This window comes from Curtobacterium sp. APC 4022, assembly GCF_030407555.1.
In the GTDB taxonomy this organism is placed as follows: domain Bacteria; phylum Actinomycetota; class Actinomycetes; order Actinomycetales; family Microbacteriaceae; genus Curtobacterium.
The window spans coordinates 50,650-67,272 of record NZ_JASDDD010000016.1 but is presented as its reverse complement, the minus strand read 5'-3'; the positions used below and the strand labels follow the sequence as shown (position 1 = coordinate 67,272).

General features: G+C 70.2%; 18 protein-coding genes, 3 tRNA genes and 1 rRNA gene. 20 read left to right on the top strand and 2 right to left on the bottom strand.

Annotated features, from left to right (window positions below):
* Positions 1 to 123: 123 nt before the first annotated feature.
* The 16 genes from rrf (at position 124) to QL987_RS07450 (ending at position 10,638) form a co-directional block, all read left to right on the top strand.
* Positions 124 to 240, top strand: a 5S ribosomal RNA gene (gene rrf, locus QL987_RS07525).
* A gap of 152 nt (positions 241 to 392) precedes the next feature.
* Positions 393 to 1,880: a glutamate--tRNA ligase gene (gene gltX, locus QL987_RS07520; protein ID WP_290156974.1), complete on the top strand. Its 1,488-nt coding sequence runs from the start codon at positions 393 to 395 to the stop codon at positions 1,878 to 1,880.
* Between the two features lie 5 nt (positions 1,881 to 1,885).
* Positions 1,886 to 2,809: an NAD(P)/FAD-dependent oxidoreductase gene (locus tag QL987_RS07515; protein WP_290156973.1), complete on the top strand. Its 924-nt coding sequence runs from the start codon at positions 1,886 to 1,888 to the stop codon at positions 2,807 to 2,809.
* Positions 2,810 to 2,852: 43 nt separating this feature from the next.
* Positions 2,853 to 2,924: transfer RNA gene (locus QL987_RS07510), tRNA-Gln, on the top strand.
* Positions 2,925 to 3,091: 167 nt separating this feature from the next.
* Positions 3,092 to 3,382, top strand: a complete 291-nt coding sequence (locus tag QL987_RS07505) for a zinc ribbon domain-containing protein (RefSeq protein WP_111075619.1) — start codon at positions 3,092 to 3,094, stop codon at positions 3,380 to 3,382.
* Between the two features lie 241 nt (positions 3,383 to 3,623).
* Positions 3,624 to 4,865 carry an ABC transporter substrate-binding protein gene (locus QL987_RS07500; protein WP_253467926.1) on the top strand — a complete coding sequence of 414 codons (1,242 nt, stop codon included), beginning with the start codon at positions 3,624 to 3,626 and terminating at the stop codon, positions 4,863 to 4,865.
* A gap of 155 nt (positions 4,866 to 5,020) precedes the next feature.
* The gene (locus QL987_RS07495; protein ID WP_111075617.1) at positions 5,021 to 5,995 is read left to right on the top strand and encodes a sugar ABC transporter permease; all 975 of its coding nucleotides are present in this window, start codon (positions 5,021 to 5,023) and stop codon (positions 5,993 to 5,995) included.
* Between the two features lie 62 nt (positions 5,996 to 6,057).
* Positions 6,058 to 6,894 (top strand): carbohydrate ABC transporter permease, encoded by an 837-nt coding sequence (locus QL987_RS07490; RefSeq protein ID WP_253467925.1) that lies wholly within the window; start codon positions 6,058 to 6,060, stop codon positions 6,892 to 6,894.
* 2 nt (positions 6,895 to 6,896) lie between these two features.
* Complete coding sequence (locus tag QL987_RS07485; RefSeq protein WP_290156972.1) at positions 6,897 to 7,160, top strand: hypothetical protein; 264 nt, start codon at positions 6,897 to 6,899, stop codon at positions 7,158 to 7,160.
* 21 nt (positions 7,161 to 7,181) lie between these two features.
* A complete protein-coding gene (locus tag QL987_RS07480; RefSeq protein WP_290156971.1) occupies positions 7,182 to 8,189 on the top strand; it encodes a LacI family DNA-binding transcriptional regulator in 1,008 nt (335 codons plus the stop codon).
* A gap of 36 nt (positions 8,190 to 8,225) precedes the next feature.
* Positions 8,226 to 8,858, top strand: a complete 633-nt coding sequence (locus QL987_RS07475; protein ID WP_290156970.1) for an MBL fold metallo-hydrolase — start codon at positions 8,226 to 8,228, stop codon at positions 8,856 to 8,858.
* A 104-nt stretch (positions 8,859 to 8,962) separates the two neighbouring features.
* A tRNA-Glu gene (locus QL987_RS07470) sits at positions 8,963 to 9,038 on the top strand.
* A 33-nt stretch (positions 9,039 to 9,071) separates the two neighbouring features.
* Positions 9,072 to 9,147: transfer RNA gene (locus QL987_RS07465), tRNA-Glu, on the top strand.
* A 77-nt stretch (positions 9,148 to 9,224) separates the two neighbouring features.
* The gene (locus QL987_RS07460) at positions 9,225 to 9,668 is read left to right on the top strand and encodes a CrcB family protein (protein ID WP_253463455.1); all 444 of its coding nucleotides are present in this window, start codon (positions 9,225 to 9,227) and stop codon (positions 9,666 to 9,668) included.
* Positions 9,665 to 10,039: a fluoride efflux transporter CrcB gene (gene crcB / locus QL987_RS07455; protein ID WP_253463453.1), complete on the top strand. Its 375-nt coding sequence runs from the start codon at positions 9,665 to 9,667 to the stop codon at positions 10,037 to 10,039. The genes QL987_RS07460 and crcB overlap by 4 nt, the downstream gene beginning before the upstream one ends.
* Positions 10,036 to 10,638, top strand: a complete 603-nt coding sequence (locus QL987_RS07450; RefSeq protein WP_290156969.1) for a histidine phosphatase family protein — start codon at positions 10,036 to 10,038, stop codon at positions 10,636 to 10,638. Before crcB ends, QL987_RS07450 begins: the two co-directional genes overlap by 4 nt.
* A gap of 68 nt (positions 10,639 to 10,706) precedes the next feature.
* Here QL987_RS07450 and QL987_RS07445 read toward each other — a convergent pair whose 3' ends face one another.
* Both QL987_RS07445 and QL987_RS07440 read right to left on the bottom strand, forming a co-directional pair.
* Positions 10,707 to 11,129, bottom strand: coding sequence for a GNAT family N-acetyltransferase (locus tag QL987_RS07445; RefSeq protein ID WP_221852117.1), 423 nt, complete (start codon positions 11,127 to 11,129; stop codon positions 10,707 to 10,709).
* A gap of 40 nt (positions 11,130 to 11,169) precedes the next feature.
* The gene (locus QL987_RS07440; protein ID WP_290156968.1) at positions 11,170 to 12,237 is read right to left on the bottom strand and encodes an FUSC family protein; all 1,068 of its coding nucleotides are present in this window, start codon (positions 12,235 to 12,237) and stop codon (positions 11,170 to 11,172) included.
* Positions 12,238 to 12,384: 147 nt separating this feature from the next.
* On the opposite strand from QL987_RS07440, the gene leuC reads away from it, so the two are divergent.
* Genes leuC through QL987_RS07420 form a run of 4 tightly spaced genes read left to right on the top strand, consistent with a single transcriptional unit; the run spans position 12,385 to position 16,608 of the window.
* A complete protein-coding gene (leuC, locus tag QL987_RS07435; RefSeq protein WP_221852121.1) occupies positions 12,385 to 13,836 on the top strand; it encodes a 3-isopropylmalate dehydratase large subunit in 1,452 nt (483 codons plus the stop codon).
* Positions 13,836 to 14,432 carry a 3-isopropylmalate dehydratase small subunit gene (gene leuD / locus QL987_RS07430; protein ID WP_221852123.1) on the top strand — a complete coding sequence of 199 codons (597 nt, stop codon included), beginning with the start codon at positions 13,836 to 13,838 and terminating at the stop codon, positions 14,430 to 14,432. The genes leuC and leuD overlap by 1 nt, the downstream gene beginning before the upstream one ends.
* On the top strand, positions 14,432 to 15,799 hold the full coding sequence (gene murA, locus QL987_RS07425; protein WP_111075605.1) for a UDP-N-acetylglucosamine 1-carboxyvinyltransferase: 1,368 nt from the start codon (positions 14,432 to 14,434) through the stop codon (positions 15,797 to 15,799). Before leuD ends, murA begins: the two co-directional genes overlap by 1 nt.
* Positions 15,796 to 16,608 (top strand): lysophospholipid acyltransferase family protein, encoded by an 813-nt coding sequence (locus QL987_RS07420; protein ID WP_111075604.1) that lies wholly within the window; start codon positions 15,796 to 15,798, stop codon positions 16,606 to 16,608. Before murA ends, QL987_RS07420 begins: the two co-directional genes overlap by 4 nt.
* The last annotated feature ends 15 nt before the right edge of the window (positions 16,609 to 16,623 follow it).

The window sequence follows — 16,623 nt, the reverse complement described above, 5'->3', positions numbered from 1 at the left end:
TTTTCCTGACCCTTTACGGGTCAGGGCTCGCGTCCACTTTGTGGTTCCCGACAGACGATCGGGAATCAAACTGAATATTCGCTACGGCGGAGCAGTCTGAGACCAGATCATGGTCGATGGTGTTCCGGTGGTCATAGCGAGAGGGAAACGCCCGGTCACATTCCGAACCCGGAAGCTAAGCCTCTCAGCGCCGATGGTACTGCAAGGGGGACCTTGTGGGAGAGTAGGACGCCGCCGGACTTCTTTTCAATGGAAAGCCCCTGACGGGTGGAGCATCACGCTCCACCAGTCAGGGGCTTTTCTGCGTTCGCCGACGGAGCCGTCAACGGGGGCCTCCGCCGCCGATGCAGGGCCGCCGGCACAACGGGCGGCCACTGTAGGATCAGGGCGTCATGACAGCGCCATTCTCCCCTGCCACCGGTTCCGACGTCCGCGTCCGGTTCTGCCCGTCGCCCACCGGAACGCCGCACGTCGGCCTCGTCCGCACCGCTTTGTTCAACTGGGCCTACGCCCGGCACACCGGCGGCAAGCTCGTCTTCCGCATCGAGGACACCGATGCCGCCCGTGACAGCGAAGAGTCGTACGCCCAGATCATCGAGGCACTGCGCTGGCTGAAGCTGGACTGGGACGAGGGCGTCGAGGTCGGGGGACCGCACGGCCCGTACCGACAGTCCGAGCGAGCCGACGTCTACGCCGACGCGATCGCGCAGCTCACGGCTGCCGGCCACGCGTACGAGTCGTACGTCACGCCGGAGGAGATGGAAGCCCGCAACGTCGCGAACGGCCGCGACCCGAAACAGGGCTACGACAACCACGAGCGTGACCTCACCGACGCCGAGCGTCAGGCGTTCCGCGACCAGGGTCGGGCGCCGGCGCTCCGCCTGCGCGTGCCGGACCGTGACCTGAGCTTCCAGGACCTCGTCCGCGGTGAGATCACCTTCCCGCAGGGCTCGTTCCCGGACTTCGTCGTGGTGCGTCCGAACGGCAAGCCGCTGTACACGTTCACGAATCCCCTGGACGACGCCCTGATGGGGATCACGCACGTCCTCCGTGGCGAGGACCTGCTGTCGTCGACCCCGCGTCAGATCGCGCTGTACGAGGCCCTGTACGAGATCGGCCTCGCGCAGTTCATCCCGCAGTTCGGTCACCTGCCGTACGTGATGGGGGAGGGCAACAAGAAGCTCTCGAAGCGCGACCCGGAGTCGAACCTCTTCCACCACCGCGCGAACGGCATGGTCCCCGAGGGGCTGGTCAACTACCTCGCCCTGCTCGGGTGGTCGATCGGTGCCGACCGCGACGTGTTCTCGATCGACGAGATGGTCGCAGCGTTCGAGGTCACCGACGTGAACCCGAACCCGGCGCGCTTCGACCACAAGAAGGCCGAGTCGATCAACGGTGACCACATCCGCCTGCTCGACCCCGCCGACTTCCGTGCTCGTCTCACGCCCTACCTGACCGACTTCCTCGACGACCCGGCGACGGCGGAGCAGCAGCGCGTGCTCGAGCTGGCCGCCCCGCTCGTCCAGGAGCGCATGCAGCTGCTCAGCGAGGCGCCGGGCATGCTCGGCTTCCTGTTCACCGCGGACGACGACCTGGTGGTCGAGGACGACGCCCTCGGTTCCCTCAAGGGCGACCCGGCCCCGGTCCTCCAGGCCGGCATCACGGCACTCGAGCAGCTCGACGACTGGTCCACGGCCGCCATCGAGCAGGCCCTGCGGACGGCGCTCATCGACGGCCTCGAGCTGAAGCCCCGGGTGGCGTTCGGTCCGCTGCGTGTCGCGGTGTCCGGTCGTCGGATCAGCCCGCCGCTGTTCGAGTCGATGGAGATCCTCGGCAAGCAGTCCACGCTCGCGCGGCTCCGTTCCCTCGCGGCACGCTGACGTCCGTGGTCGACGTCGTCGTCATCGGAGCCGGTCCGGCCGGGCTCAGTGCTGCGCTCAACCTGGTGCGGGCGAAGCGCACGGTGTTGCTGCTCGATGCGAACCGACCCCGGAACGCCGCGACCCTGCGCTCGCACGGGTTCATCACGCGGGACGGTATCTCACCCCTGGAGCTGCGGAAGCTCGGGCGCGACGAGGTCGCTGGCTACCCGGAGGCCACGGTCACGCAGGCCGTCGTGGAGCGGGTCTGGCAGGCCGACGGTGCCTGGAACGTGCACGGAACGTGGCGGGGCGCCGAGGTCTCGGCGACCGCACGTGCGGTGGTGATCGCCACGGGCCTCCGTGAGTCGTTCCCCGCCCTGCCGTCGCTCCGGGCGTTCTACGGCACGGACGTGCACAGCTGTGTCGAGTGTGACGGGTACGGCAAGGCGGGGCAGCCGCTGGCGTTCATCGGCGAGACCGACGACGTCGTCGACCGGGCGTTGCTGGTCGGCTCGTGGTCCGACGACCTCATCGTCTTCACGAACGGCGTCGCGCCGGTGACCGACGCGGGGCGTGCGCGTCTCGACGCAGCGGGTATCCGTGTCGACGAGCGCCCCCTGGCGGACCTGGAGGGCGACCGCACCGGCATGACCGGCGTCCGGTTGGCCGACGGGGACGTGGTGTCGCGCTCCGGTGCCTTCGTGCGGCCCGAGTGGCACGCGGACCTGGACTGGGTCGACGCGGCCCTCGACCGCGACGCCCAGGGCTTCGTGCGGGTGGACCGGCTCGGTCGCTCGAACCTGCCCGGGCTGTACGCGGTCGGGGACGTCACACCGCCCGGACCGGAGCAGCTCATCGTCGCTGCGGGTCACGGGGCCTCGACCGCCGCGGCTGTGCACCGTGACCTCGTCGGTGGTCTCGAAGACCTCCGGGATGCTGTACAGTAGTTGATCGTGCCCCGGACAACGGGGCGCGGGGCCGCAGGGCCTTTGGGGTATGGTGTAATTGGCAACACAGCGGTTTCTGGTACCGTCGTTCTTGGTTCGAGTCCAGGTACCCCAGCAAGTGGACACACGGAAAGCCCCCGGGAAACCGGGGGCTTTCGTCGTTCCCAGGCGAAGGCGTCGTTCCGGCGCGCGAGTCTGCCGACCGGCTATCGTCGATGCACGAGCGCGGGCAGCGCGCCGCCACGCCCGGACATCGTCCGGGCGACACGACCAGGGGGACCCATGATCATCTTCGGCAGCCGCACCCGTGACGCCCTCGTCGGGGTGCTCTTCTTCGCCTGCACCCTCTGCGGGTCCACCGCTGCGCAGCGCCTGCACCGCCTGCGGACGTGGTTCACGCTGTTCTTCCTGCCGGTGTTCCCGTTCGGGCACGGTCGGTACGTGCTGCAGTGCGCCTACTGCGGCGGCCAGTCGGCCATGCCGCGCGAGGGCGCCGAGCGGTTCATCGCCGACAGCGAGCGGGCGCAGCAGGCGCACCTGGCGCAGGAGACCCTGCCGCCGACCGGCGCCTGAGCCGCGGGACACCGGACGCGGCAGCTCGCCCGGCACAGCTCTGTAACGCTCCGGTCACGGTGCGACTGCAACCGGTTGCACCACCCCTGTCCGGGGCGTAGCGTCCTCGCTCAGCAGGCAGCGTCGCCTGCTCCAGTGCAGCGTCGCCGGCACGGTCCGGCGATGCTCCTGGTGATCTCGATGAGGAGACAACGCTGTGAAGAACACACGTGCGAAGGGCCGCGTGGCCTCGATCGCAGGGATCGCGGTCGTCGGCCTGTTGCTCGCGAGCTGCTCGAGCGGGAGCTCGGCCTCGAACGACGCGAAGAGCGGGCAGGACAGCCGCGGACCGATCACCTACGTCCAGGGCAAGGACAACTCGAACGTCGTCCGCCCGCTGATCGCCAAGTGGAACAAGGCCCACCCGGATGAGAAGGTCACCTTCAAGGAGCAGTCCGACCAGGCCGACCAGCAGCACGACGACCTCGTGCAGCACTTCCAGGCCAAGGACGACAACTACGACGTGGTGGACGTCGACGTGGTGTGGACCGCGGAGTTCGCCGCGAAGAGCTGGCTCACCCCGCTGACCGGTGACATGAAGATCGACACGTCGAAGCTGCTGCCGTCGACGGTGAAGACCGCGACGTACAACGACACGCTCTACGCGGCCCCGCAGACCTCCGACGGCGCGCTGCTCTACTACCGCAAGGACCTCGTGAAGACCCCGCCGACGACGTGGGACGAGATGATGAAGGACTGCTCGATCGCGAAGGACGCCGGCATCGGCTGCTACGCCGGACAGTTCGCCAAGTACGAGGGGCTGACGGTCAACGCCTCCGAGGCGATCAACGGCGCTGGCGGCGCGGTCCTCAACGGCAGCGGCAAGCCGGACGTGGACACCTCCGACGCGAAGGCCGGGCTGCAGAAGCTCGTCGACGCCTTCCAGGACGGCAACATCCCGAAGGAGGCGATCACCTACCAGGAGGAGCAGGGTCGCCAGGCGTTCGAGGACGGCAAGCTGCTGTTCCTCCGCAACTGGCCGTACGTGTACAGCCTCGCGAAGACGGACGGCTCCAGCAAGGTGAAGGACACCTTCGGCATCGCCCCGATCCCGGGTGCGGACGGCGTCGGTGCCTCCACCCTGGGCGGCCACAACGCCGCGATCAGCGTCTACTCGAAGCACAAGGCCACCGCGCACGACTTCCTCGAGTTCCTCATCTCGAACGACACGCAGAAGTTCTTCGCGACGCAGGGATCGCTCGCCCCGGTCATCGGCGACCTGTACACGGACCAGGAGCTGACGGCGAAGCTGCCGTACCTCCCGACGCTCCTCGAGTCGATCAAGTCGGCCGAACCGCGTCCGGTGACGCCGTTCTACCCGGCCGTGACGAAGGCGATCCAGGACAACACCTACGCCGCCCTCAAGGGGTCGAAGTCCGTCGACTCGGCGATGCAGGACATGCAGGCCGCCCTCAAGTCGGCGACTGACGGCAGCGGCAACTGACACCGCGGGCGGCGCACGCCGCCCACTGACGGGAGGGTCGTGGTCACGCGACCACGACCCTCCCGACTCCACTCTGTGCGTTCCCGACACCGGCAAGGAGGCCGTCCGTGTCAGCAGCAACCGAGATCCCCGCAGCGATACCCGAACCCCAGGGGATGGAGCCGCCGAAGCGCCGCAAGGGCGGGCTCAACGCGGACCACGGCCGCTGGGCCGTCTACCTGATCGGCCCGACGATCGTGCTCCTGGCGATCGTCATCGGCTACCCCGTCGTCAGCGCGGTCATCCAGTCGTTCCAGCTCGACCAGGGCCTCGACAAGGCCACCGGACTGTTCGTCGCGGGTGGCTTCGCCGGCGTCACGAACTACGTGCACTGGCTCGGCCAGCAGTGCGGGAACGCCGCCTGCCCGCCCGGCAACCTCGGGTCGCAGTTCTGGACGGCGTTCGGCAACACGTTCTTCTTCACGGTCGTGACCGTGGCACTCGAGACCGTCATCGGGCTCTGGATGGCCATCATCATGAACCGCAACTTCAAGGGCCGCGCCCTCGTCCGCGCCGCGATCCTCATCCCGTGGGCCATCCCGACCGCCGTCACCGCGAAGCTCTGGTACTTCATCTTCGACGCGAACGGCGTGCTCAACCACGTCATCGGCCACCAGGTCCTCTGGTTCTCGGACGAGTGGGCGTCGCGGTTCGCGATCATCATCGCCGACACCTGGAAGACGACGCCGTTCATGGCGCTGCTCATCCTGGCCGGGCTGCAGCTGATCCCCGACGAGGTGTACGAGGCCGGCAAGATGGACGGCGCGTCGACGATCCAGCGCTTCGTCAACATCACGCTGCCGCTCGTCAAGCCGGCGCTCATGGTCGCCATCCTGTTCCGCGTGCTCGACGCGCTCCGGATCTACGACCTCATCGCGATCATGACCGGCGGCGGTGGTGGGTCCGGCAACGCGACCGTCTCGCTGTCCGTGCTGGTCGTCGACCAGATCCGGCAGGGCTTCAACTCCGCCTCGGCACTCTCCACCATCACGTTCGTGGTCGTCTTCGTCGTCGCGTTCGTCTTCGTCCGGTTCCTCGGCGCGAACGTCGTGCAGACCCAGGCGGCACAGCAGAAGGGCGAACTCAAGTGACCCTCGCAGCAGACCGTCTCCACATCCCCGCCGAACGTGCTGGCGCGCGCAGCGACGTCCGCGTGAAGCGCCACGTCGGGCCGAAGCTCCGCACCGGCATCCAGGCCGGGGTCATCGCCCTGTGGTGTCTCCTGCCCTTCTACTGGATGATCGTCACGTCGTTCCGTGACGTCGGGTACACGTTCGACCCGACGCCGTTCTTCACGCACGTCACGCTCGACAACTACGCGACCGCGTTCTCGACGGCCCTCGGCAACCACCTCGGGCGGGCACTGCTCAACAGCGTGTTCATCGGGGCCGTGGTGACGATCATCGCCCTGCTCGTCGGCACGACCGCGGCCTACGCGCTGGCCCGGCTGGAGTTCCGCGGCAAGTCCCTCATCGCCGGTGCGATCCTCGCGGCGTCGATGTTCCCGGGCGTCGCGCTCATCTCGCCGCTGTTCCAGCTGTTCACGGACATCGGGTGGATGGGCACCTACCAGGCGCTGATCCTGCCGAGCATCTCGTTCGTGCTGCCGCTGACGGTCTACACGCTCGCGTCGTTCTTCCGCGAGATGCCGTGGGACCTCGAGGAAGCGGCGCGCATCGACGGGTGCACCCGGGTGCAGGCGTTCCGTCGGATCATCCTGCCGCTCGCTGCCCCGGCCGTGTTCACGACCGCGATCCTGGCGTTCATCTCGTCCTGGAACGAGTACCTCATCTCCTCCCAGCTCTCGAGTGACGCCACCCAGCCGGTCACGGTCGCCATCGCGTCCTTCGCCGGGTCGCAGCCGCACCAGGAGCCGTACACCGCGGTGATGGCGGCGGGCACGATCGTCACGATCCCGCTCGTCATCCTGGTGCTCGTGTTCCAGCGACGCATCGTGGCCGGCCTCACCGCCGGCGGTGTGAAGGGCTGACGATGGCCCAGCGCGCGCCCCTCCGGCCGACGTCGCGGATCGAGGAGGCCATCGGTTTCGTCGGGTGCTTCGGTCTGCTGTTCCTCGGCGTCACGGTGTTCTGCGAGCTGACCGGGCGACCGGCGCTCGGGTGGGCCCTCACCCTCCTCGGCGCCGTCGTGGCGATCGTCCTCCTGGACCGGTGGCGACGCCGGGTGCTCCGGCGGACCGCAGACGCTGCCCAGGCCGACCACAGGCCGGCCGCGACGCGCGTGTCCGGCCGCTGACGGGCCTCCCGGCAGAAGCACGTGGGGATCCAGGAGATCGCGCACGCGACGGGGCTGTCGAAGGCGACCGTCTCGCGGGCGCTCCGCGGCCTGCCGACCGTTGCGGGCACGACCATCGACCAGGTGCGTCGGGTCGCCGACGAACTCGGGTACGTCCCGAGTTCGGCGGCGGCCGGCCTGGCCACCGGCCGCCAGCACGCGGTCGGGGTCGTCGTGCCGGTGATCGACCGCTGGTTCACCACGAAGGCCCTGGGCGGGGTCGACGCGGAGCTCCGGGCCGCCGGCTACGACCTGGTCCTCTACAACCTCGGAGGCCCCGGCGGCGACCGGCACCGGGCCTTCCGCCGCACGATGCTGCGCCAGCGGGTCGACGCGCTCGTGCTGCTGTCGCTGGTCCTCGACGAGACCGAGCGACGCGAGCTGCAGGTGAGCGAGCTGCCGACCGTCGTGATCGGCGGTCCAGCGCACGACCTGCGGAACGTCGGCGTCGACGACCACGAGGTCGCGGCCCTGGCGGTCACGCACCTCACCGGCCTCGGACACCGCGAGGTCGCCTACGTCGGTGGGCAGGACGAAGCCGGGTTCAGCGTGGCCGTGCCGTACCGCCGGCGCGACGGGTTCACCGCGGCCATGGAGCGCGCCGGAGCGGCGATCCGCCCCGCCTGGTACGCCGACGGCCGGTTCTCGTTCGCCGGCGGCGTCGTCGCCGGTACCGCCCTGCTCGACGTGCCGGCTGCCGAGCGACCGACTGCGGTCGTCTGCGCCTCCGACGAGATGGCACTCGGCGTGGTGGTCGCCGCGCACCGGCTCGGGCTCGACGTGCCGCGGGACCTCTCCGTCACCGGCGTCGACGGGCACGAGTACGGCGAGGTCCTCGGTCTGACGACCGTCGCGCAGGACCCGGAGGCGCAGGGTCGCGTGGCCGCACGGGCCGTCGTCCTGGAGGCCCAGGGTGCGTCCCCGGCGCCGCTCGCGCCGTCCGCCGCGCGGCTGGTGGTGCGCGGGTCGACCGCGCCGCCGTGCCGGTGAGGGCCCTCTGGCGGCGTCGGGCGTAGCGTCACCAGCATGCTGGTCACGAAACTCGAGCACGCCTGTCTCGTCGTCGAGCAGGACGGCGAACGCCTGGTCATCGACCCCGGTGCCTACACCCGGCCGGTCGACACGGGTGGCGCCGTCGCCGTCGTCGTCACGCACGAGCACCCGGACCACGGCACGGCGGGGCAGCTCACGCGGATCCTGCAGCAGAACCCCGGCATCCCCGTGTTCGGACCGGCCGGGGTCGCGTCGGCGCTCGCCGGGTCCGTCGCAGTCGACGTCGTGACGGACGGGGACACCCGGACCGTGGGTGCCTTCACCCTGACCTTCCACGGCACACGGCACCAGCTCATCCACTCGTCGGTGCCGGTCGTCGACAACACCGGGGTGTTCGTCAACGGCACGCTGTTCCACCCGGGCGACGCCTACATCGACCCGGGCGTCCCCGTCGAGGTGTTCGCGACGCCGGTCGGGGCTCCGTGGCTCAAGATCGGCGAGCTGATGGACCACCTGGCCGCCGTCGCCCCACGCCGGGCGTTCCCGATCCACGAGGCCACCCTGTCCGACATCGGGTTCGCCGGACACACGGACCGGATCCGGCAGGTCGTCGAGCCCGCCGGTCAGGTCGTCGTGCTCGAGCCGGGGGAGTCGCTCACGGTCTGAGGACCGGCAGGGAGACGCCGCTGAGACCGGCGACACACCGGCGTGGGCACGGCCGTTTTGGCGCTCGATCACACCCTGTGCAATACTTGTCGAGTTGTCGGAACGGCCCCATCGTACAGTGGCCTAGTACGCCGCCCTCTCACGGCGGTAACGCGGGTTCGAATCCCGCTGGGGTCACCACGAGTGACACACTCCGAACCGACACATCGCCGCGGCCCCATCGTATAGCGGCCTAGTACGCTGCCCTCTCACGGCGGTAACGCGGGTTCGAATCCCGCTGGGGTCACCACGCATGCAGTCCCTCGTCCGGGTTCCGGGCGGGGGACTTCGTCGTTCCCGTGCGAACGGGTGCAGGAGGATGTCGGTATGGACTCGACCGGAGCACCACCGCAGGACGGACCGCCACACACCCGCTGGTCGCTGATCGCCCTCGTGGCGCTCGGCGGCGCGGTCGGCACCGCCGTCCGGGCGCTCCTCGCCCAGGCGTTCCCGGCCGTCGACGGGATCAGCTGGAGCATCCTCGCGATCAACGTCGTCGGCGCGTTCTGCCTCGGCCTGCTGCTCGACACCCTCGCGCGTCGGGGCCCGGACGTCGGCCGACGTCGGTCGCTCCGGCTGTTCGTCGGGACCGGCGTGCTCGGCGGCTTCACGACGTACAGCACCCTGGCCGACGACACCGCACGGCTGCTCGACGGTGGTCGGTGGGCTGCCGGTGGCGGGTACGCACTGCTGTCGGTCGTGCTCGGGCTCGTCGCCGTGGTCGCCGGACTCGCGGTCGCCGGTGCGCTGACGAAGCGGGCAGCGCGGTGACCGCCCTCGTGCTGGTGGTCGTCGCCGTCGGCGGCGGGCTCGGGGCCGCGCTCCGGTTCGTCCTGGACGGCGTCGTCAAGGCACGGGTGACCCGGTTCCCCCTCGGCACGCTGCTGATCAACGTCTCCGGATCACTCGTCCTCGGCTTCGTCACGGGCCTGGGGGAGGCCGGCACACTCGCCGCCCCGATGGTCGCCGTGCTCGGGACGGGCATGATGGGTGGGTACACGACGTTCTCGACGGCGAGCGTCGAGACCGTGCAGCTCCTCCGATCCGGCAAGACCCGGCTCGCCGTCCTGAACGGCCTCGGGATGCTCGTCGTCTCGGTCGGCGCTGCTGCGCTCGGCCTCCAGCTCGGAAGGAACACATGACCTCGGAACGCCCCGGCGAACTCGTCCTCGTCCGCCACGGAGAGACGGAGTGGTCGAAGAGCGGGCAGCACACCGGCCGCACCGACATCCCGTTGACGGAGAACGGCGTCGCGCAGGCCGAACGGGCCGCCCGGTACCTGGCGGACCGCGACTTCGCGCTCGCCCTGTCGAGCCCCCTCGCCCGGGCCCGCGAGACCGCGCGCATCATCGGCGTCGACCCGGAGCTCGACGAAGACCTGTACGAGTGGGACTACGGCGCGTACGAGGGCCTGACGACGCCGCAGATCAAGGTCCAGCGGCACGGCCCGTGGGACCTCTGGACCGACGGCGTCCCCGCCGGTGACACGCCCGGCGAGAACGCCGCTGAGGTCCGGGTCCGGGTCGAGCGGGTCATCAACCGCGCGCGCCCGGTCCTCGCCGAGGGCCAGGACGCGATCTTCGTCGCGCACGGCCACGTGCTCCGTGCCCTCGGCGCCGCCTGGATCCGTCTCGCGCCGCAGGACGGCGCGGTGCTCAAGCTCGGCACGGCGACGGTCAGCACGCTCGGGTACGAGCACGGCCGACCGGTCATCGACGCCTGGAACATCACCCCGTCCTGAGGTGACGAACGGCACGGGCGGCGGTGACGATCCCCGCCGCCCGCCGCCGTCCGGCCCGGCGTCCGCGGTCAGTCGGCGCTGAGCACGATCCCCATGCCGAGGCTCGGGGTGACGTCCTCGAACCCGAGCGAGCGGTACAGGCGCTGCCCCGGCGGGTCCCCGATGAGCGACACGTAGGGCCCCTCGGGAGCCCGGTCGCGGATATCCGCCACCAGCCACTCGACGACCGCTCGGCCGAGCCCCTGCCGCTGGTGTGCCGGGTCGGTGGCGACGTCGACGACGTGGAAGTACCAGCCGCCGTCGCCGATCACGCGGCCCATCGCGACCGGTGTGCCGTCGGCGTCGACGACGTGGCAGGCCGACCAGGCACCCGCGATCGCCGGCGCACCCTGCTCGGCCGTCACCGGGGTCAGCCCGGAGTCACGCCGGAGCCGCAGGTAGTCCTGGAGCGGCGGGGCGGTCGGCATCAGCGTGTAGTCGGCGGTGTCCATGTCCCCAGCCTGCCCGATGCCGGCGTCGGGGGCGGTGCGGTCAGACCGTGCGGATGCTGCTGGTCGCCCCCAGTGCCCGACCACGGCGCCGTTCGACGACGCGTCCGACCGCCAGGAGCGCCACGCTGACGACGGCGCCGAGCAGCGTCTGCACGATCCGGTCGAGCGCCAGGAGCCCCGGGGCCTCCGGCAGGCTCAGCCACGACACCGCCAGGGCCAGCGGCGTGAGGAACAGCAGGCAGACGGCGTAGTTCCGCGCGACGAAGACCTCGGCCATGAACTGCCCGACGACGGCGATGACGACGATCCACCACGCCGAGGGTTCGAGCAGCAGGATCCCGACCGCGACGACCGTCCCGCCGACGGTGCCGACGACGCGCTGGACGGCGCGCGAGACCGTGTGTCGCTGCCGGAGCGCCGGCAGCGTCGACACGACGGCGATCACGGCCCAGTACGGGTGACCGAGACCCGGCAGGGACTCGGCGACCGCCCCGGCCGCGAGCGCGCCGACGACGTTGAGGCCGATGGTCTCCCAGAGCGCCGAGGTCCGGAGGACCGCCAGCGACCGGTGCTTCCGGGCCGCGAGCGGACGGAACCGGTGCGGGACGTGCGGGTGCAGGACCCGGCGGAAGCCCGCGCCGGACATCGCGACGAGCCACGCCCAGGCGACCGAGCCGAGGATGACCGTGGCGACGAGCGGCAGGTCGCCGGTGTGCACCGGCACGAGGGCCGAGACGACGAACGCGAACACCGGGAAGATCGGTTGGGCGGGGATCGTCCGGAGGGCGCTGAGCGTGGCGACCGCGACGACCAGCACCACGACGAGGCCGGTTCCCTGCAGCCACAGCGGCGACCCGAGCAGCGACACCGCGATGCCCGCGGCCATGCACGCGACCTGCAGGGACCCGGCGACCCCGGTGGTCACCGCACGCTGCCGGTACGGCTCGGTCGCGCCGAAGATCGCGGTGAAGCCGGCGAACAGCGCGAAGGCGGCGTACTGCGGCATCCCGAGTCCGACGAGCAGCGCGAGCGGGACACCGCCCGCGATCGCGGCGCGCGCTGCGCCCTCGAGGTTGGTCGTGCGGGTCGAGTGCGGAGCGGTCGTCATGTCCTGGCCATCCTCTCACCGCGACGGGTGTCGTCGACTCGTGGCGGGCCTCCCGGCTGTCGTCCCGCGATTGGTATACCAAGCTGCTAGAGTGCTCGGACGACGCCGTGTCAGCGGTGTCGCAACGCGAAGCGAGGAGGCACGGGCATGGGCAGGACGCTCGCCGAGAAGGTGTGGGACGACCACGTCGTCGTCAAGGGGGAGGACGGCAACCCCGACCTCCTGTACATCGACCTCCATCTCGTGCACGAGGTGACCAGCCCGCAGGCCTTCGACGGCCTCCGTCAGGCCGGTCGCCCGGTGCGTCGCCTCGACCTCACGATCGCGACCGAGGACCACAACACGCCGACGCTCGCCATCGACCGGCCGATCGCGGACCCGACGAGCCGCACCCAGATCGAGACCCTGCGCCGCAACTGCGCGGAGTTCGGCGTCCGGCTGCACTCCCTGGGCGACAAGGAGCAGGGGATCGTGCACGTCGTCGGTCCGCAGCTCGGTCTGACCATGCCCGGCATCACCGTGGTGTGCGGCGACTCGCACACCTCGACCCACGGGGCCTTCGGCGCGATGGCGTTCGGCATCGGCACCAGCGAGGTCGAGCACGTCCTGGCGACGCAGACCCTGCCCCTGAAGCCCTTCAAGACGATGGCGGTCACGGTCGAGGGCACGCTGCGGCCGGGCGTGACGGCGAAGGACATCATCCTGGCCGTGATCGCGCAGATCGGCACAGGGGGTGGGCAGGGCTACGTCCTGGAGTACCGCGGGTCGGCGATCCGGGCGCTCTCGATGGAGGGCCGGATGACCATCTGCAACATGTCGATCGAAGCGGGCGCCCGCGCCGGCATGGTGGCCCCCGACCAGACGACGTACGACTACGTGCAGGGCCGCGACCACGCCCCGACCGGCTCGGACTGGGACGACGCCGTCGCGTACTGGGACACGCTGGCCACCGACGACGACGCGGTGTTCGACGCTGAGGTCTTCATCGACGCCGACACGCTCGAGCCGTTCGTCACCTGGGGCACGAACCCCGGCCAGGGCGTCTCGCTCTCCGACTCCGTGCCGGATCCGGCCGGCTACGCCGACCCGAACGACCGCGCCGCGGCCTCCCGCGCGCTCGAGTACATGGACATCCAGGCCGGAACACCGATGAAGGACATCGCGGTGGACGCGGTCTTCATGGGGTCCTGCACGAACTCCCGCATCGAGGACCTCCGCGCCTTCGCCTCCGTGATCAAGGGCCGCGAAAAGGCGCCGGGTGTGCGCGTGATGGTCGTGCCGGGATCTGCACGAGTCCGGCTCGAGGCCGAGGCCGAGGGGCTCGACCAGGTCTTCACCGACTTCGGTGCCGAGTGGCGCTTCGCCGGCTGCTCGATGTGCCTCGGCATGAACCCCGACCAGCTCGCGCCGGGGGAGCGCTGCGCCTCCACCTCGAACCGCAACTTCGAGGGCCGGCAGGGCAAGGGCGGCCGCACGCACCTGGTCTCGCCGCTCGTCGCGGCCGCGACCGCTGTCCGCGGAACGCTCTCGAGCCCGTGGGACCTGGAAGACGACGACGCACGCCGGGCCGTCCCGGTGACCGCTGGAGGGAACCACTGATGGAGAAGATCGGCACCGTCACCGGGATCGCCGCACCGCTGAAGCGGTCGAACGTCGACACCGACCAGATCATCCCCGCCGTCTACCTGAAGCGGGTCACGAAGACCGGGTTCGAGGACGCGCTGTTCTCCGGATGGCGGCAGGACCCCGAGTTCGTGCTCAACCAGCCCGCCTTCCAGGGTGCCCGCGTGCTGATCGCCGGACCGGACTTCGGCACCGGCTCGTCCCGCGAACACGCGGTGTGGGCGCTCCGCGACTTCGGCTTCCGTGTGGTCGTGTCCCCCCGTTTCGCGGACATCTTCAAGGGCAACGCCGGCAAGCAGGGACTGGTCACCGCGATGGTGTCCGAGCCCGAGATCGAGCGGATGTGGGCCGCGATCGACGCGCAGCCGGGCATCGAGGCGACCGTGGACCTCGCGACACAGCGCGTGTCGATCGGCGACGTGGACGTGGCTTTCGAGATCGACGCTTACACTCGTTGGCGGTTGATGGAAGGGCTCGACGACATCGGGCTCACCCTCCGTGACGAGACCTCGATCACGGAGTTCGAACACTGCCGCTCCAGTTGGCGGCCGAAGACATTGCCGGTGAAGTAGTGAACTCTCTCGTACAGGACGCAGCAGCCGCAGGGGCGCGCGTCGGGTTGAAGTCGGACGAGATCGTCATCCGCGGGGGCAAGCCCCTCGTGGGACGCATCGAGGTCCGCGGTGCGAAGAACCTGGCGACCAAGGCCATGGTCGCCGCGCTCCTCGGAGACACCCCGTCGATCCTCAAGGACGTCCCGGACATCTCCGATGTCAAGGTCGTCCGCGGCCTGCTCGAGGTGCACGGCGTGCGCGTGACCGACCCGGCCCGTGGCGAGCTCATCCTCGACCCGTCCCGCGTCGAGTCCGCGCACTTCGCCGAGATCGACGCGCACGCCGGGTCGAGCCGCATCCCGATCCTGTTCTGCGGCCCGCTGCTGCACAAGCTGGGCGAGGCGTTCATCCCCGACCTCGGCGGCTGCCGCATCGGCGACCGTCCGATCGACTTCCACCTCGACGCACTGCGCGCCATGGGTGCCGTCGTCGACAAGCAGATCTCCGGCATCCACATCACGGCGCCGAACGGTCTCAAGGGCGCGAACATCGAGCTGCCCTACCCGAGCGTCGGGGCGACCGAGCAGGTCCTGCTCTCGTCCGTGCTCGCCGAGGGCACCACCGAGCTCCGCAACGCGGCGATCGAGCCCGAGATCATGGACCTCATCGCGATCCTGCAGAAGATGGGCGCGATCGTCACGGTCGAGCCCAGCCGCACGATCTTCATCGAGGGCGTCAAGTCGCTCCGGGGGTACACCCACCGCGCGATCAACGACCGCAACGAGGCCGCGAGCTGGGCCTCCGCCGCGCTGGCCACCAACGGCGACATCTTCGTCGAGGGCGCCAAGCAGCAGGAGCTCATGACGTTCCTCAACGTCTTCCGCAAGGTCGGCGGCGGGTTCGACATCCAGGAGGACGGCATCCGGTTCTACCGTGAGCTCGACGTCCTCAAGCCCGTCGTCATCGAGACCGACGTGCACCCCGGCTTCATGACCGACTGGCAGCAGCCGCTCGTCGTGGCCCTGACGCAGGCCGAGGGCCAGAGCGTCGTGCACGAGACGGTCTACGAGAACCGCTTCGGCTTCACCGACGCGCTCAACGAGATGGGTGCCGACATCGTCGTGCACAAGGAGGGCCTGCCGGGTCACGACCGCCGCGTCGCCCGCCGTCCCTTCGAGCAGGCCGCGGTCGTCACCGGCCCGACCAAGCTGCACGGTGCGAACGTCCGTGTCCCCGACCTCCGGGGCGGGTTCAGCCACCTCATCGCGGCGCTCACCGCCGAGGGCGAGTCACACATCACGAACGTCGGCATCATCAGCCGCGGCTACGAGCACTTCATCCCGAAGCTGCGCAAGCTCGGCGCGGACTTCGACTTCGCGGGATGAGCACCGAGCCGGCCGACGCCCGAGCCGGTGCGGTGGACCAGGTCACCACGGGCCTCCCGAACCCCGGGAGGCGCTGGAAGCGTGGTGACCTGAACGTCGCGTTCCGGATCACCTCGGTCTTCGTGATCCCGTTGTTCCGTCGGGTCGCGGCGTACCGGTGGCACGGCCCGAACCGCCTGCCGGCAGATGGGGCGTTCGTGCTCGCGCCGAACCACTACACGAACATCGACCCGCTGGTGGTCGGCACCGCCGTCTGGGTGAGCCGCCGACCACCGCTGTTCCTGGCCAAGGCATCGATCTTCGACGTGCCCGTCGTCGGCAAGCTGATGACCGGCATGGGGCAGATCCCGGTCGAGCGGTCGGGCCGGACGCGGTCCAGCAACCCCCTGCAGGGCGGTGGCGGCCTCGTCCGGAACGGCGGCGCCGTCATCGTCTACCCGGAGGGCACGCTCACCCGCGACCCCGACCTGTGGCCGATGCGCGGCAAGACCGGCGCGGCGCGGATCGCCCTCGAGAACGACGTGCCGCTCATCCCGATGGCCCACTGGGGCACGCAGCGGATCCTGCCGCGGTACTCGAAGCGCCTCAACCTGTTCCGGAAGGCCCACGTCGACATCCTGTTCGGCGAGCCGATGGACCTGTCGGCGTACCGGGGCAAGCCGATCGACCAGGCGCTGCTGCAGGAGGTCACCGACGCGCTGATGGCCGAGATCACGAAGCTCGTCGAACAGCTCCGTGGGGAACGCGCCCCGGAGAAGCGCTGGGACCCCAGCGCCGCCCGCCAGAAGGAGACCGGCAAGTTTGAGTGACGCAGCCGACCGGGG

What these genes read in the sequence shown, in the direction of transcription:
- gltX (WP_290156974.1), top strand. Translation starts at nt 393, where the DNA reads ATGACAGCGCCATTCTCCCCTGCCACCGGTTCCGACGTCCGCGTCCGG.
- QL987_RS07505 (WP_111075619.1), top strand. Translation starts at nt 3,092, where the DNA reads ATGATCATCTTCGGCAGCCGCACCCGTGACGCCCTCGTCGGGGTGCTC.
- QL987_RS07495 (WP_111075617.1), top strand. Translation starts at nt 5,021, where the DNA reads ATGGAGCCGCCGAAGCGCCGCAAGGGCGGGCTCAACGCGGACCACGGC.
- QL987_RS07485 (WP_290156972.1), top strand. Translation starts at nt 6,897, where the DNA reads ATGGCCCAGCGCGCGCCCCTCCGGCCGACGTCGCGGATCGAGGAGGCC.
- QL987_RS07475 (WP_290156970.1), top strand. Translation starts at nt 8,226, where the DNA reads ATGCTGGTCACGAAACTCGAGCACGCCTGTCTCGTCGTCGAGCAGGAC.
- QL987_RS07460 (WP_253463455.1), top strand. Translation starts at nt 9,225, where the DNA reads ATGGACTCGACCGGAGCACCACCGCAGGACGGACCGCCACACACCCGC.
- QL987_RS07450 (WP_290156969.1), top strand. Translation starts at nt 10,036, where the DNA reads ATGACCTCGGAACGCCCCGGCGAACTCGTCCTCGTCCGCCACGGAGAG.
- QL987_RS07445 (WP_221852117.1), bottom strand. Translation starts at nt 11,129, where the DNA reads ATGGACACCGCCGACTACACGCTGATGCCGACCGCCCCGCCGCTCCAG.
- QL987_RS07440 (WP_290156968.1), bottom strand. Translation starts at nt 12,237, where the DNA reads ATGACGACCGCTCCGCACTCGACCCGCACGACCAACCTCGAGGGCGCA.
- leuC (WP_221852121.1), top strand. Translation starts at nt 12,385, where the DNA reads ATGGGCAGGACGCTCGCCGAGAAGGTGTGGGACGACCACGTCGTCGTC.
- leuD (WP_221852123.1), top strand. Translation starts at nt 13,836, where the DNA reads ATGGAGAAGATCGGCACCGTCACCGGGATCGCCGCACCGCTGAAGCGG.
- QL987_RS07420 (WP_111075604.1), top strand. Translation starts at nt 15,796, where the DNA reads ATGAGCACCGAGCCGGCCGACGCCCGAGCCGGTGCGGTGGACCAGGTC.